Source organism: Actinoplanes subglobosus, from assembly GCF_042650585.1.
Lineage (GTDB): Bacteria > Actinomycetota > Actinomycetes > Mycobacteriales > Micromonosporaceae > Actinoplanes > Actinoplanes subglobosus.
On record NZ_JBHSBL010000028.1, the window covers coordinates 489,627 to 504,894 of the forward strand.

The window sequence follows — 15,268 nt, forward strand, 5'->3', positions numbered from 1 at the left end:
GCCCGGTCTCCGTGGTTGCCCGTGTCGGCTCCGCCTGAAAGCTGACCACGTGGTTCCGGGTGAATCGGGACCACCTCCTGCAGCATCGGGAGGTGCTGAACGTGGAGGACTGGGCAGAGATCCGGCGGCTGCGGCGGTCGGAAGGGATGGCGATCAAGGCCATTGCCCGGCGGTTGACGATGTCGCGGAACACGGTGAAGAAGGCCCTGGCCAGTGACCGCCCGCCGCGGTATCAGCGGGCGCCGAAGGGTTCGATCGTCGATGCGTTCGGGTCGAGACGGTCAGGAATCGAGAAGCCTGGCCCGTTCCTGCCTGACTAGCGTTCGTGAGCGAGGAGATCCCGATCCCGGAGGACACGATGACCTGGAACAACCGCATTCGCCGTCTTCACCGCTGGACGTCCGCCGTCTTCACCGCAACCGTCGTCCTTACGTTCATCGCGCTCGCTCAGAAAGACCCGATCGTGTGGGTCTCCTACGTGCCGCTATTTCCCTTGGCGGTGCTGATGATCACCGGTTTGTACCTTTTCGTCATGCCCTACACTCGCCGCCGGTCCACAGGTCAGCCCACCTAGAACCGCGCCGATTCGAAGATCAGCATCCCAGATGGCCAACGAATGCGTTGGTCACAGGTGCACCGGCCGCCGGCTGAGGCGCTGGTGGACGGCCGAGACGTGCTGGCCAGCAGTCAGGGCGTGGATGAGGCGTGACGGGGTTTCGGCTTGTGCGGCGACCCACGGCGTGGCCTGTCTGGCTCCCCGATCTTGTCCGATTCACCACCGAGAACACACCGAAAATGGCGGTGTATCGGACAAGACCCGGCAGGGGTGACCCGGTCGTGGCTGCTGCCCAGTGGGAGGGGCACAGGCGGGGTGGTGTGGGGTTTCGGCGAATGCCGGAGCACGGGCGGGACGTGAGGAACGCGCCGACCGGGCCCGCTAGCGACGCCGAGAGCACACTGGGCGCCACCGGGTGATCCTGCCGTCGCTATCACCCGGATGAATGATCGCGATGCCTTGATCGGGTGCGTTCACCTTGCTATCACGACCACAAGCGCGCGGTCAGCGATCACAACGAGCGCACGGCCAGTGATCACGGTGTGCGCACGGTCAGCGATCGCGGTGTGTGCTCGTCAACGCTACCGGTGTCGCGAGTAGCCCCCGGCTCCAGTCGAGGGCGCGTTGAGTGACACCTCGGTGGCGACCAGTGAGAAAGGTGGGTCCTCGGGGCCGTGCCGGGTGACCGTCGGATGGGGAGGGGGCCGGAGGAGGCGGTCAGCTGGGGGACGGGGAAGGCAAGGGGCCGCGGTCGACGAAGCTGAAAGTCGTCAGCGGTGGGGCGTCGCCGACGTGTTCGACGAAGAAGTTTCCCGCTCCCTCATTGGCGTCCTCGTCCCACTGCACGAAACCGTAGGCGTCGTTGTAGATGTGGAAGCGGGGACGGTTCTTGTCGTCCTTCTCGTCGGTGGGGACCAGTTCGAACAGGGTGCCCTTGCCGGTTGCGCACTCGGTCGCGACCAGCTTGGCCGAGGCGTCGGCGATGAGCCGTACGCCGATGCACACCTCTTCGCCGGCCGGGTCGTACAGGGAGCGGATCAGGTAGTCGACACCCATCGGGATCAGGACGAACTCGGATTTGGGCCCGGTCCCGTCGCCGGCTTCGACCTCGGTGAACGGTCCCTGGAGAGCCAGGTCGCGGTCGAGTTCGGCAATGTGGATCAGAGTGCGGTTCTTGCCGAGCTTGATGGACTTCAGTCGTTCCTCGGCGCTCGGTGTGCGAACCGGTTTGGCCGATGCCGAAGCGGGGGCCGAACCGGGCGCCGACGCGGAGGCAGGCCCCTCGCCGGGCCCGGAGGCCGACTGGTCCGGATCGGACAGGCCGTTGTGGCGGATAAGTACACCGACAGTGGTGGCGAGCACTACGGCGGCCGCCGTCGCGGCGATGGCCAGGACACGGCGACTCCGCGGCCGCCCCACTGCGGTGTCCGCCAGGGGAGCCGACGCACCCCCCGGTGCCGGCGAGGCCGCGAAGGAGGGCGCGGCAGAGCCAGGCGAGTAGCCGGCTGACAGTTGCGAAGCCAGGTTGTGCGGCGAGTAGCCGGCCGGCGGTTGCGAAGGCTGGCTGTGCGGCGAGTAGGCGGCCGAGGGTTGCGAAGGCCGAGTGGACTGCGGTGAGTAACCGGTCGGCGGCTGGGAGGGCGTGGCAGAGATCGACGAGTGGCCGGTGGGCGGCTGGGAGGGGACAGCGGGGGACTGTGGTGAGGGACCGGCGGCGGAGCGCTGCCCGGGTTCGATCGTGGGCAGGAACACGGTGTCGGCCGCCGGCGGGGTGACGGTGCCGCCCGCGAGGAGGATGTCCAGCAGCTCGCGGGCGGTGGGCCGGTCGCCGGGCTCCTTGGACAGCGCCCTCACGACCGGTCCGCGCAGTGACTCGGGCAGGCCGCTGACGTCGGGCGGCTGGGTGAGGATGCGCATCGCGGTGGCCGGGGCGGAATCGGCGGCGAACGGGGTGCGCCCGGTCGCGGCGTAGGCGACGACGGCGCCCCACGCGAAGATGTCGGCGGCCGCGGTGACCGGCCGCCCGTCGACGGGGTCGAAGCGTTCCGGTGCCATGTAGGCGACCGTGCCGACGAGCTGGTCGGTACGTGTGTGCTGACTCGTCGCCTCGAACGCCCGGGCGATGCCGAAGTCGATGACCTTGATGCCGCCCCGGGCGAAGAGCACGTTGCCGGGCTTGAGATCGCGGTGGATGACGCCGGCACCGTGGATGGCGGTGAGCGCGGTGGCGATGCCGACGGCCACGCCGTGCAGGGCGGATCCGGCCAGTGGACCCTTCGCCTTGATCTCGGCGGCCAGGCTGGGGCCGTCCACGTACTCGACCACCAGATAGGGCGGTTCGTGGTCGGGGTCGGCGTCGAGGACCTCGGCGGTGGAGAACGGTGGCACCTGCTTGGCCCGGGTGACCTCACTGCGGAAGCGGCCCCGGAACTCGGCCTCGTTCGCGAACTCGGGCCGGACCATCTTGATCGCCACCGGCCGGCCGTCCGGGTCGCGGCCCAGGAACACCGTGCCCATGCCGCCTTCACCGAGCCGTCCGACCAGCTCGTATCGGCCGAGGGCGACCGGGTCTCCCGGACGCAGCGGCATGTTCATGTGGTTCTCATCCCTTCGGGCCGTCGCGCCCCGGGAGTCTACTCAAGGTGATCACGCCTCTTGGTTACCGCGTCGATGTCGGCTTGGCGACGATTCTCCACAAGAGCCGGAAACAGGCGCCCCACGTGCAGGCTTGCGGGTCCAGGAGCCGGAGAGGGTGACCGAAATCGGACACCGGCCGAGCAGTGGACGGATGGGAAGGAGCAGGCCGCGGGGAGGGAGGGAGGGAGGGAGGGAGGGAGGGAGGGAGGGAGGGAGGGAGGGAGGGAGACGGGAAGGGTGGCGATCTCAGACGGGCGGGATGCTGGAACCTCGGACGTGCAGGGTGGTCGTGGCGATGTAGTGCCGGGGCTCGGTCCGGCCCTGGAGACGTTCCAGCAGCATGGTCGCGGCCTGCGCCCCCATCTCTACCCCCTGCTGGTCCACCGATGTCAGATCGATCAGCGGATGCGCCGCCAGGTCGGTGTTGTCATACCCGACGACCGCGACCCGATCGCGCATCCCGGCGGACACGATCGCGTCCAGGGCGTCCAGGGCGATGTCGTCGTGTCCGGCGACGATCGCGGTCGGGGGTTCGGGTGCGGCGAGTAGTTCGGCGGCGGCGCGGGTGGCGGGCACCGTGTTGTCGTGCCGGCGGGCCACGTGGGTCAGGTGGCCGAGCCCGGCCTCGGCCATGCACGCGCGGTAGACCTCGAGGCGGATCGCGTGTGGTGTGCCGGATCCGGGCGCGGTCACCGGCGACGGTTCGGTGAGGTGGGCGATGCGGCGGTGCCCCAGCTCGAACAGGTGCCGCATGACCGCCCGCGTCCCGGCGTGATCGTCACCGATGACCGTGTCGTAGCCGCGCGGATCGTCGTGGCGGCCGAGCATCACCACCGGGACCCGGCCGGCCAGATTCTCCAGCCAGGCGGTGTCGACCAGGGGGGACACCGCGATGATGCCGTCCACGAGCCCGTCGGCCAGTGATTCGAGAGTGCTGTACTCAGGTCCGTCGGCGGGGGCGAGGATGACCTGGTAGGGCGTCCCGTCGACGGCCTGTTTGGCACCATGCATGATCTGGCCCATGAACCGGGCGTTGATGTGCGGTGTCTCCAGGCCGAGCCGGTAACTGGACCCGCGCAGCGCCCTTGCGGCGACGCTGGGCCGGTAGCCGAGCTCCTCGATGGCGGTCTCGACGCGGGCGCGCATCCCGGGGCTGACCCCGTAGGCGTTGCGGATCACCTTCGACACGGCGGCGCGGGAGACACCCGCGGCCTCGGCGACGTCGCTGATGGTGACCGAGCGGCCCTTCCTGATCGACATATGCCTCACTGTAGACCGTTCTCCACAGCATGGAGCAGGGGGCGGCGGGCCGCGAAGCGGAGGGCGGGGCGGCGGGCGGTGAAGCGGCGGGTGGTGAGACGGCGGGCGGGGTGGCGACGCGTGGTGGAGCGGGTCATTCAATCTTTGAAACGTTTCGAGTTGCGTCTTGTGTTCGAGGCGTAGACCGGTCTACTGTGACGGCTGTTACACGCGGAGACCGATCTACAAACATGCGCGAAACCGGAGGTTCATATGAGGCTCGGTGCGGTTCTGCTCGCGGGCGCACTCTCTCTGTCGGCCTGCAGTGCCGGATCCCTGGGGTCCAGCGACGACACGGCCGGCGGCAAGACCCAGATCACCTTCCTCACCAACAACGACCCCGCCAACGTCAAGGTGGCCGAAGCGGTCATCGCCGCGTTCGAGGCGAAGAACACCGACATAGACGTCAAGCTCGACACCCGCCCGCAGGGCAGCGAGGGCGACAACCTGGTCAAGACCCGGCTCTCCACCGGCGACATGGCCGACGTCTTCGAGTACAACTCCGGCTCGCTGCTGCAGGCGATCGCCCCGTCGACGAACCTGACGCCGATCACCGGCGAGTCCTGGGTCGGCGATCTGGACGAGACGTTCAAGAAGGTCGTCTCCAGCGGCACCGAGGTCTACGGCTCGCCGTGGCAGACCATCTCCGGCGGCGGCATCCTCTACAACAAGCCGCTCTACGCCAGGCTCGGCCTCCAGCCGCCCAAGACCTGGGCGGACTTCATGACCAACAACAGCAAGATCAAGGCTTCGGGTACGGCGCCCGTCGCCCAGACCTACAGCGAGACGTGGACGTCGCAGATCCTGGTGCTCGCCGACTTCCACAACGTGTCCGCCGCCGATCCCGGCTTCGCCGACAAGTACACGAACAACCAGGCCAAGTACGCGACGACGCCCGCCGCCCTGGCCGGTTTCCAGCACCTGGAGGAGCTGAAGAAGGCCGGCTACTGGAACGACGACTACGCCTCGGCGAAGTACAACGAGGGCCTGGCCGCCGTGGCCAACGGCACCGCCGCGCACTACCCGATGATCACCTTCGCGGTGACCGCCATCGACACCGCGGCCCCGGGCAAGACGAACGATGTGGGCTTCTTCGCGCTGCCCGGCACCGACGCGAGCAAGAACGGTGTGACCCTGTGGGAACCGTCCGGTCTCTACATCCCGAAGAGCACCACCGGTGACCGGCTCACCGCGGCCAAGAGGTTCCAGGCGTTCCTGGCGACGCCGGACGGCTGTGCGGCCGAGGCGAGCGCGACGTCGCTGGGTGGCCCGTTCGCGGTGAAGACCTGCAAGCTTCCGGACGACGTCGCGACGGCGGTCAAGGACCTCAGCGCGTACGTGGACGCCGGTGCCGCCAGCCCCGCGCTGGAGTTCCTGTCCCCGATCAAGGGCCCGGCCCTGGAGCAGATCACCGTCGAGGTCGGTTCCGGTATCCGCCCGGCGGCCGACGGCGCGAAGCTGTACGACGAGGACGTGAAGAAGCAGGCGCAGCAGCTCGGACTCCAGGGCTGGTGATGACGACCGTCACCGAGACGGTGACTGAGGCTCCGGCGACCACGGTCCCGGAGCCCGGCCGCCGCAGGAGCCCCTACCCGTACTGGTTCATCCTCCCGGGCGGTGCGATCTTCACCGTCTTCTTCCTGGTCCCGTCGGTGATGGCGTTCTGGTTCAGCCTCACCCGGTGGACGCTGTTCGACCAGGAGTTCATCGGCCTCGACAACTACGTGCAGTTCTTCCGGGAGCCGGCGCTGGCCTCCGGGCTGTGGCACACGCTGGTCTACGCGGTGACCACCTCGGGGATGAAGGTGGTCCTCGGGATGGCCCTGGCGGTGCTGCTGACCGGCCCGATCCTGGGCCGCGGCTTCATGCGGTCGGTCGCGTTCTTCCCGGTGCTGGTCAGCACGATCGGTGTCGGCCTGACCTTCCAGATCCTGATGCACCCGACCCGTGGTGTCATCAACCAGGCGCTGGACATGGTCGGCATCACCGGCCCGGCCTGGCTGGTGGACCCGGACTGGGCGCTGCTGTCGGTCGCGTTCGTCGACGTCTGGCAGGGTGTCGGCCTGGCCACGGTCATCTACATGGCCGGCATCCTGTCGATCCCCGGCGAGTATTTCGAGGCCGCCAGGATGGACGGCGCCGGAGCCTGGCACCGGTTCCGCAACATCACGTTGCCGCTGGCCAAGCCGGCGACGGTGTCGGTGATCCTGCTGTCGCTGATCGGTGGGCTGCGCAAGTTCGACCTGATCTGGGCGATGACCAAGGGCGGCCCGGGCTTCACCTCCGACGTGATGGCGTCGGTGATCTACAAGCAGTACCAGGCCGGCTTCTACGGGCTCTCCACGGCCGGGAACGTCGTGCTGTTCCTGCTGGTCATCCTGATCGCGCTGCCGCTGTTCTGGTTCTTCAACCGGAAGGAGGACGCATGAGTACGCGTACCCGGGCCAACTATCCGCTGAGCGGCCTGGCGATCGTCCTGTTCGGTGTCGTCTTCCTGGTCCCGTTCGTGTTCATCCTGCTCACCGCGGGCAAGACCGCGCAGGAGTCGGCGCTGCTGGACTTCTCCTGGCCGACGGAATGGGCGTTCGTGGAGAACCTCCAGGCCGTCATCGAGGCCCGCGACTACCTGCTGATCATCGCGTTCATCAACAGCACGATCCTCACCGTCGCCAGCGTGACCGTGGTGGTGATCCTGGCGGCGATGGCCGGGTTCGTCCTGCAACGGCGGAGGAGCCGGTTCACCAGGGTGGCGAACCTGGTTATCCTGTCCGGTCTGGTCCTGCCGCCGGCCGTGGTCCCGACCATCTGGGTGCTGCAGAGGATCGGGCTGTTCAAGACGATGCCCGGCCTGATCCTGGTCGAGATCGCGTACGCCATGGCCTTCTGTGTCCTGCTCTTCCAGGCGTTCATCGCCGGTATTCCGAAGGAGATGGACGAGGCCGCCACCATCGACGGTGCCGGGCCGCTAGCCCTGTTCTTCCGGGTCGTGTTCCCGCTGCTGCGGCCGATCATCGTGACCGTCGTCGTGGTCCAGACGGTGTTCATCTGGAACGACTTCACCAGCCCGCTCTACTTCCTGCCCGGCGACGAGAACGCCACGGTGCAGCTCACGCTCTTCAACTTCCAGGGCCAGTACACCAACTCCTACAACCTCCTGTTCATGGACATCCTGCTGGTCACGGTCCCCCCGCTGATCATGTTCATGATCTTCCAGCGCCAGATCGTGTCCGGCATGGTTGCCGGCTCGGTGAAAGGTTGAGCCCCATGCAAGGTCGGATGATCACCCCCGCCAGCCAGCTCGGCAGCGCTCCGCTGTTCCGCACCGAGATCACCCTCGCCGACGGACACGGGCCGGTGGCCGCGGCGAGCTTGCGGATCAGCAGCCTCGGCGTGCACGAGGCCCGGATCAACGGCCGGCCGGTCGGCGACGACGTGCTCAGCCCCGGCTGGAGTTCCTACGAGCACCGGCTCCGGTATGTCGAGCACGACGTCACCACGCTGCTGACCGGCGACGACGTCCTCACCGTGCTGGTCGGCAACGGCTGGCACCGGGGACGGCTCGGGTTCATGGGCGGCCGGGCGTTCTACGGCGACCGGCTCGGGGTGGTCGCCGACCTGGAGATCACCTTCGCCGACGGGCACCGGCAGACCGTCGTCACCGACGAGACGTGGACGGCCGGCGGCTCCGACGTGCTCGCCGACGACCTCTACGACGGGCAGACCATCGACGCACGGCGGCGGTCGGCCAAATGGCACGTCGCCGGTGGCGAGCCCGAATGGTTCCTGCCGGTCAAGGCGCTCGACTTCGACGCGAGCGTGCTCACCCCGTACCTCGGCCCTCTGGTGACCCGGCAGGACGTCGTCGCGCCGGTGGACGTCTGGCTGTCGCCGACCGGGCGGATTCTGATCGATTTCGGCCAGAACCTCGTCGGCTGGATCCGTTTCACCGCGACCGGGCCGGCCGGATCGGAGATCCGGATCCGGCACGCCGAGGTCCTCGAACACGGCGAGCTCGGCTCGCGGCCGCTGCGCGACGCGCAGGCCACCGACCGATTCATCCTCAGCGGCGCGGAGGACTTCTTCGAGCCGACGATGACATTCCATGGATTCCGGTACGCCGAAGTAGCCGGACTCTCCACGGAAGAGGCCCGCCGGGTCGAAGCCGTGGTCGTGCATTCCGACCTGGCCCGCACCGGCACGTTCGCCTGCTCCGACGACCTGCTGAACCGGCTGCACAGCAACGTCGTGTGGAGCACCAAGGGCAACTTCCTGGACCTGCCTACCGACTGCCCGCAGCGCAACGAACGGCTCGGCTGGACCGGGGACATCGCCGTCTTCGCCCCGTCGGCCGCCTACCTGTTCGACACCGGCCCGTTCCTCGCCGACTGGCTGGCCGACCTGGCCGCCGAGCAGAAGGCCGCCGCCGGTCTCGTCCCGTTCGTCATCCCGGACGTGCTGAAATACCTGCCCGACGTGCCCGAGTTCCCCGCTCCGGACAGCACCGCCTTCTGGTCGGACGCCGCAGTCTGGGTGCCGTGGACACTGTGGCAGGCCTACGGCGACCGGTCGATCCTGGCGAACCAGTACGACTCGATGACCGCCCACGTGCGCCGGGTCGCGTCGCTGCTGTCACCGGCCGGGGTGTGGGACACGTCGTTCCAGTTCGGCGACTGGCTCGACCCGGACGCTCCGGCCGACAACCCGGCCAAGGCCAAGGCCGACCCGGGCGTGGTGGCGACCGCCGCCTACTACCGGTCGGCGACGATCACGGCGGAGACGGCGGCGCTGCTCGGCCGCGACGGGGACGCGGCGGAGTTCGGGGAGCTGGCCGCGCGGGCGCGGGCGGCGTTCAACGAGCAGTACGTGTCGGCCGACGGCACGATCGTCTCGGACTGCACCACGGTCTACACGCTGGCGCTGGTGTTCGGGCTGGTCGACGACGAGGCCGCGGCCGGGCGGCGGCTGGCCACGCTGGTGGCCGACAGCGGTCATCGCATCTCGACCGGGTTCGCGGGTACCCCGTACATCCTCGATGCCCTGACCCGGACCGGACATCTCGATGTCGCCTATCGGCTGCTGCTGGAGCGTGGGTGCCCGTCCTGGCTGTATCCGGTGACGATGGGTGCGACGACGATCTGGGAGCGGTGGGACTCGATGCTCCCGGACGGGTCGATCAACCCGGGGGAGATGACCAGCTTCAACCACTATGCGCTCGGTGCGGTCGCCGACTGGATGCACCGGGTGATCGGCGGTATCGCGCCGCTGGAGCCCGGCTACTCCCGGGTGCTGATCGCGCCCCGGCCCGGCGGCGGGCTGACCTGGGCTCGTGCGGGTCTGGACACCCCGCACGGCCGGATCGCCGTGTCGTGGCGCCTGGTCGACGGTGAGCTCGCCGTCGACGTCACCCTGCCCACGGGCGTGACCGGGGTGCTGTCGCTGCCCGGGAAGGAGGACATGGAGCTGACCGGCTGAGGAGACCCGGCCGCCCTATGCGCAACTTCTGGTTGCGCATAGGGCGGCCGGCGGCCTAGAGTCATGCGCAACCAAAGGTTGCGGGAGGTTTGTGATGGAGTACGCCGGCATCGAGCGCGAGATCTACGTCGACGCGTCCCCGGAGATCGTCTTCGAGGTGGTCAGTCGCCCCGAGCACGTCAAGCAGTGGTGGCCCGACGAGGCCGACTACCCGCTCACCCCGGGTGAGGCCGGCCGCATCTCGTTCGGCGACAAGGTCGAGACGTTCACCGTCGTCGACGTGCGGCCGCCGCGGTCGTTCGCGTTCCGGTGGACGCATCCGGCAGGCGAGGCCGCGGTTGCGGGCAACTCGTTCCTGGTCACCTTCGACCTCACCCCCAAGGGCGACGGGACGCTGCTGCGGATGAGCGAGACCGGTTTCCGGGAGCGGGGGTGGACCGAGGCCGTCGCCGAGGAGGCGTGGCGCGACCACGTCAACGGGTGGGACTTCTTCCTGCCCCGGCTGGCGCCCTACGCCGGCACCCGGGTCGTCCGGCCGTGACCGTCGACGACGATCTGTGGTCGGCGATCGGTGATCCCACCCGGCGGCGGATGCTCGACCTGCTCCTGGCCGACGGTGACGGCACCGCCACCACGCTCGGCCACCGCCTGTCGGTGACCCGGCAGGGGGTGGCCAAGCACCTGGTCGTGCTCGAACGGGCCGGCCTGGTCCGGGGCACCCCGGCCGGGCGGGAGCGGCGTTACCGGGTCGACGACGCCCAGCTGGCCCGCGCGGTGGCCCAGCTGTCGTCGGTCGGCGCCGCGTGGGACGCCCGGCTCCAGCGCATCAAGCGCATCGCCGAGGCGATCGCCCGCGAGCCCTGACAGCCACTCCGCTCGCCGTCCTCGCCGTCGTCCTCGCCGTCGTCCTCGTCGGCGGCGAGCGGATCGGCGGGCCGGAAGGGTCAGCGCCGGGTGCGGCCCCGGCCCGACTGATCGGTCGAGCTGATCTCCAGGGAACCCACGCCGGCGACCGCGTCGACGTCCAGGCCGCGCCCGTCGTCCAGATCGCCCGACCGGATGACCGCCCCGGGAGCGGTCCCGCCGTTCTCGTCGCCGTAGACGATCACGTTCCCGGCGCCGTCACCGACCGTGACGCGCGTCGGGACGCGGCCGTCGGTCCAGATCCGCCAGTTGCTGACGCCGCCGGTCATCCGGATCGGCACGACGCCGGACAGCCGCCCCAGGACCAGGTTGAAGCTCTCCGCCCCGCCGTCCAGGTCGATCCGGCTCACCGTGCCCGCGGTGGTGTCGAAGCTGGCCGACTTCACCCCGGCGGAGAGCCGCAGACCCCAGACGATCCGGTTGCTGAGCCGGACCTCGGCCGAACCGTTCGCCCCCGCCGAGTTGATCTCGACACGGAGCACGCCGTCACTGAAAGTGGTGGTGGCGTCGACCTCCGACCCGTCCGTGGAGGTCACCTCGAACGGCACGTCACCCAGATCGGCGATGCGCACCGACAGATCGGTGACGCCGGTGACGAACTCCAGCCGGGCCGAGCGGACGTCCGGCGGCGCGGTCGTCGTGGCCGACGGCGACGGGGTGGGGGAGAGCAGCAGCGGCGGCGGCATCGGCGCGACGGTGATCTGCGGCTCGATGGCGACCGCCGACGGCGGCAGCGCGGCCCGCTGCTGGCGGATCTCCGACTCGGCCAGCGGCCGCGCCAGCAGCATCGTGCCCGCGACCACGGTCAGGGCGAGCACACCGGTGAGCACGATCGGCCACCGCCGGTCCAGTGTGCCGGACGGCCCGATCTCGCCCCTGACCTCGACGTCCACCGACGAGACGGCGTTCGGTGGCAGCGGCAGGAACCCCTCCCACGGCGCGCGCAGCCGGTGCGGCGCGTCCGGCCAGTAGTCGGAGATGTTAGGCAGCCGGTCGCCCTGCTCGGCCACCTCCGGAGCGCGGTGCCGGGGCGCCCGGCGGGTCGTCACGTAGCCGCCGACCCTCAGCGATGAGGAACGCCGGCCCTCGTCCGGGGAAGGCTCTTTCCGCCCCACACGCGTCTCCTTGCGGCGCTTGAAACCGATCTTCTGTGGAACGTACGCGCAGGAGGTTATCGCCCTTTTGTCGAGTTGCCAACAGTGGTCCCGGCGATTGCCGATCTCACAGCGAAACCGGCGCTGCGCAGGGGCGCAATCGGCGGCGACTACCATGACGGCGACGTCCCGAAGCAGGTTCACCGCCGCACGCTGCCCAAGGCGGACCAGCCCTGAGACAGCCTTGGAGACCCGCGTGACCAGTGCCGACCTCGCCGCCCTGCTGCACCGGGCGGGCGTCACCGACGTCCTCACCGATGCGGCGCACCGGTCGGCGTACGCGAGCGACGCCTCTCTCTATCGGATCGTCCCGCAGCTGATCGTCCGCCCGCGACACGACGACGACGTGCTGGCGACCCTGGCGGTGAGCCGTGAGTCGGGGGTGCCGATCACCGCCCGCGGCGCCGGGACGAGTGTGGCCGGCAACGCGATCGGCCCCGGCATCATCCTCGACTTCAGCCGGCACATGAACAGGGTGCTCGAGGTCGACGGCGACGCGCGGACGGCGCGGGTGCAGGCCGGCACGGTCCAGGCCACGCTGCAGGCGGCGGCGAAACCGTTCGGGCTGCGGTTCGGGCCGGACCCGTCGACGCACACCCGCTGCACGATCGGCGGCATGATCGGCAACAACTCGTGCGGCTCCCGCACCCTGGGGTACGGCCGGACGTCGGACAACACGCTGGCCCTGAAGGCGTACACGATCGACGGCGAGGAACTGTCCACGTCGAAGACGGTCGACCAGCTCCGCGACGTGATCGGCGCGAACCTGGCGATCGGGCGGACCGAGTTCGCGCGGTTCGGCCGGCAGGTCTCCGGTTACGCCGTCGAGCACCTGCTCCCGGAGAACGGGTTCAACCTCACCGAGTTCCTGGTCGGCAGCGAGGGCACCCTCGCGGTGATCACCGAGGCGACGGTCCGGCTGGTCGCCGACCCGGCCCACCGCACGCTGGTCGTGCTCGGCTACCCCGATTTCGGTACGGCCGGCGACATCATCCCGAAGATCCTGGAGTTCACCCCGACCGCCTGCGAGGGCCTCGACCACCGCATCTGCGACCTGGTCCGCTCCCGCCGCGGCCCGGGTGCCGTGCCGCCGCTGCCCGGCGGCACGGCCTGGCTGATGGTGGAGATCGCCGGCGACGACCTGGACGAGGTCCGCGAGCGGGTCGCCAAGCTGGTCGCGGTGGCCGAGGCGGTCGATCACCGGATCGTCGAGGACACCGCCGAGGCGGCCCCGCTGTGGAAGATCCGGGAGGACGGCGCGGGCCTGGCCGGGCGGGCCCCGAGCGGGCTGCCCGCGCACGCGGGCTGGGAGGACGCCGCGGTCCCGCCGGTGAAGATCGGTGCCTACCTGCGTGACTTCGACGCCCTGTGCTCACGGCACGGTCTGTCCGTCATGCCGTACGGCCACCTCGGCGACGGCTGTGTGCACGTCCGGCTGGACTTCCCGCTGGACAAGCCGGACGGCCCGAGGATGTTCCGGTCGTTCCTGGAGGACGCCGCCGACCTGGTGGTCGGTTACGGCGGGTCGCTGTCCGGCGAGCACGGCGACGGCCGGGCCCGGTCCGAGTTGCTGTCGCGGATGTACTCGCCGGCGGCGATGGGTCTGTTCCGGCAGATCAAGGGCGTCTTCGACCCGAGGAATCTGCTGAACCCGGGCAACCTCGTCGACCCCGATCCGGTCGACGCCAACATCCGGGTGTCGCAGGCACGTAAGGTGACGGTCCCGCTCGCACTGGCATACCACCACGACGGCGGTGACTTCAACCAGGCCGTGCACCGGTGCACCGGCGTCGGCAAATGCCGCGTCGACACCCGGGTCCTCGGCGGGGTGATGTGCCCGTCCTTCCTGGCCACCAAGGACGAGAAGGACTCGACCCGGGGGCGCGCCCGCGTGCTCCAGGAGATGCTCGACGGTGATCTCGCCCCGGATTGGCGCGCTGAGGCCGTACACGATGCGCTTGATCTTTGTCTGTCCTGCAAGGGTTGTGCGTCGGACTGCCCGACCGGGATCGACATGGCGGCCTACAAATCCGAGGTCCTGCACCAGAGTTTCAAGGGGCGGGTGCGGCCGCGGTCGCACTACTCGCTCGGCTGGCTGCCGCGCTGGTCCCGGCTCGCGTCTCGTATGCCCGCGCTCGCCAATCTGGCCACGAGTCTGCCCGGTATCAAGGGTGTCGCGTTGTGGATCGCCGGGGTCGACAAGCGCCGTAACATTCCCGCATTCGCCCCGAAGACGTTCCGATCGTCGTTCAAGCCGATAAAGAATGGCAAACCGGTCATCCTTTTCGTGGACAGTTTCACCGACCATTTCTCGCCGGAGATCGCCCGGGCCGCGGTCGACGTGCTCGTCGACGCCGGTTACGCTCCGCAAGTGGCCAGCCGTAAGGCCTGCTGCGGCCTGACCTGGATCTCCACCGGCCAGCTCGACGCCGCCCGGCGCATTCTCGGTGGCACCGTCGCCGAGCTGCACGAGGCGGCCAAGCAGGGCATTCCGATCGTCGGCCTCGAACCGTCGTGCACCGGCGTGCTCCGCCAGGACGCCGTCGAGCTGGTGAACAACGAGGCCGCCCGGGAGGTCGCCGCGGCGACGGTGACGATCGCGGAACTCCTTGCCGCCACGGAGGGTTACACCCCGCCCAGCCTGGAGGGGGTCCGGGTGATCGCGCAGCCGCACTGTCACCACCACGCCGTGATGGGCTGGGACGCCGACGCGAAACTGCTCAAGCAGGCCGGTGCGACCGTCAAGCGGCTCGGCGGCTGCTGTGGTCTGGCCGGTAACTTCGGTGTCGAGCGCGGTCACTACGAGGTGTCCGTGCAGGTGGCTGAGCAGCAACTCCTGCCCGCCCTGGAAAAGGCCGAGGACGGGGACATCCTGCTGGCCGACGGCTTCTCCTGCCGGACCCAGGCCGACGACCTCGCGGGCGTCTCCGGTGTCCACCTTGTTCAGCTTCTTCAGGAACGCATTCGTACCCGTTCATAGGTTGAGGATTTACTTTACATAGCCGATCTTCTCTGTTTAGGTCTGCGCGTATCGATTGATCGCGCCCACGGGGGATCGGCAATGGCTGCTGTCCGGACAAGGGTAATCCGACGTCTGTCTGTCCTATGTGTACTTTCATTGGTGGTCTCCGGGCTCCACTCCGGAGGCCTCCCCGCACCCGCCGCGGCGGCTCCCGCGAGACCGCCCGCGTGTGCTCCTGAGCAGGCGACCGAGGCCGCCGCGGAC

At 69.3% G+C, this 15,268-nt stretch carries 11 protein-coding genes and 1 pseudogene; 9 read left to right on the forward strand and 3 right to left on the reverse strand.

All coding sequences use genetic code 11. The features are described 5' to 3' along the window. Window positions 1-101: 101 nt before the first annotated feature. Both ACFO0C_RS42575 and ACFO0C_RS42580 read left to right on the forward strand, forming a co-directional pair. A pseudogene (locus ACFO0C_RS42575) lies at window positions 102-245 on the forward strand (helix-turn-helix domain-containing protein); the annotation flags it as partial. An 80-nt stretch (window positions 246-325) separates the two neighbouring features. Next, window positions 326-574: a hypothetical protein gene (locus ACFO0C_RS42580; protein WP_378072535.1), complete on the forward strand. Its 249-nt coding sequence runs from the start codon at window positions 326-328 to the stop codon at window positions 572-574. A gap of 699 nt (window positions 575-1,273) precedes the next feature. On the opposite strand, the gene ACFO0C_RS42585 is transcribed toward ACFO0C_RS42580, so the two are convergent. Both ACFO0C_RS42585 and ACFO0C_RS42590 read right to left on the reverse strand, forming a co-directional pair. After that, window positions 1,274-3,151 carry a serine/threonine protein kinase gene (locus ACFO0C_RS42585; protein ID WP_378072536.1) on the reverse strand — a complete coding sequence of 626 codons (1,878 nt, stop codon included), beginning with the start codon at window positions 3,149-3,151 and terminating at the stop codon, window positions 1,274-1,276. 288 nt (window positions 3,152-3,439) lie between these two features. Next, entirely contained in the window at window positions 3,440-4,453 is a 1,014-nt protein-coding gene (locus tag ACFO0C_RS42590) for a LacI family DNA-binding transcriptional regulator (protein ID WP_378072537.1), read from the reverse strand. A gap of 252 nt (window positions 4,454-4,705) precedes the next feature. On the opposite strand from ACFO0C_RS42590, the gene ACFO0C_RS42595 reads away from it, so the two are divergent. From ACFO0C_RS42595 to ACFO0C_RS42620, 6 genes are all read left to right on the forward strand, one after another. Further along, on the forward strand, window positions 4,706-6,007 hold the full coding sequence (locus ACFO0C_RS42595) for an ABC transporter substrate-binding protein (protein WP_378072538.1): 1,302 nt from the start codon (window positions 4,706-4,708) through the stop codon (window positions 6,005-6,007). Beyond that, entirely contained in the window at window positions 6,007-6,921 is a 915-nt protein-coding gene (locus ACFO0C_RS42600; RefSeq protein WP_378072539.1) for a carbohydrate ABC transporter permease, read from the forward strand. Before ACFO0C_RS42595 ends, ACFO0C_RS42600 begins: the two co-directional genes overlap by 1 nt. Next, window positions 6,918-7,751: a carbohydrate ABC transporter permease gene (locus tag ACFO0C_RS42605; protein ID WP_378072540.1), complete on the forward strand. Its 834-nt coding sequence runs from the start codon at window positions 6,918-6,920 to the stop codon at window positions 7,749-7,751. The genes ACFO0C_RS42600 and ACFO0C_RS42605 overlap by 4 nt, the downstream gene beginning before the upstream one ends. A 5-nt stretch (window positions 7,752-7,756) precedes the next feature. Then, window positions 7,757-9,964: a family 78 glycoside hydrolase catalytic domain gene (locus ACFO0C_RS42610; protein WP_378072541.1), complete on the forward strand. Its 2,208-nt coding sequence runs from the start codon at window positions 7,757-7,759 to the stop codon at window positions 9,962-9,964. A gap of 94 nt (window positions 9,965-10,058) precedes the next feature. Next, window positions 10,059-10,505 (forward strand): SRPBCC family protein, encoded by a 447-nt coding sequence (locus tag ACFO0C_RS42615; RefSeq protein ID WP_378072542.1) that lies wholly within the window; start codon window positions 10,059-10,061, stop codon window positions 10,503-10,505. After that, window positions 10,502-10,828 carry an ArsR/SmtB family transcription factor gene (locus ACFO0C_RS42620; RefSeq protein WP_378072543.1) on the forward strand — a complete coding sequence of 109 codons (327 nt, stop codon included), beginning with the start codon at window positions 10,502-10,504 and terminating at the stop codon, window positions 10,826-10,828. Before ACFO0C_RS42615 ends, ACFO0C_RS42620 begins: the two co-directional genes overlap by 4 nt. Window positions 10,829-10,908: 80 nt before the next feature. Here the strand turns inward: ACFO0C_RS42620 and ACFO0C_RS42625 are convergent, their stop codons facing one another. Next, window positions 10,909-12,003 carry a hypothetical protein gene (locus ACFO0C_RS42625; protein ID WP_378072544.1) on the reverse strand — a complete coding sequence of 365 codons (1,095 nt, stop codon included), beginning with the start codon at window positions 12,001-12,003 and terminating at the stop codon, window positions 10,909-10,911. A gap of 235 nt (window positions 12,004-12,238) precedes the next feature. Here ACFO0C_RS42625 and ACFO0C_RS42630 point away from each other — a divergent pair, with 235 nt between their 5' ends. Beyond that, on the forward strand, window positions 12,239-15,022 hold the full coding sequence (locus ACFO0C_RS42630; protein WP_378072545.1) for an FAD-binding and (Fe-S)-binding domain-containing protein: 2,784 nt from the start codon (window positions 12,239-12,241) through the stop codon (window positions 15,020-15,022). The last annotated feature ends 246 nt before the right edge of the window (window positions 15,023-15,268 follow it).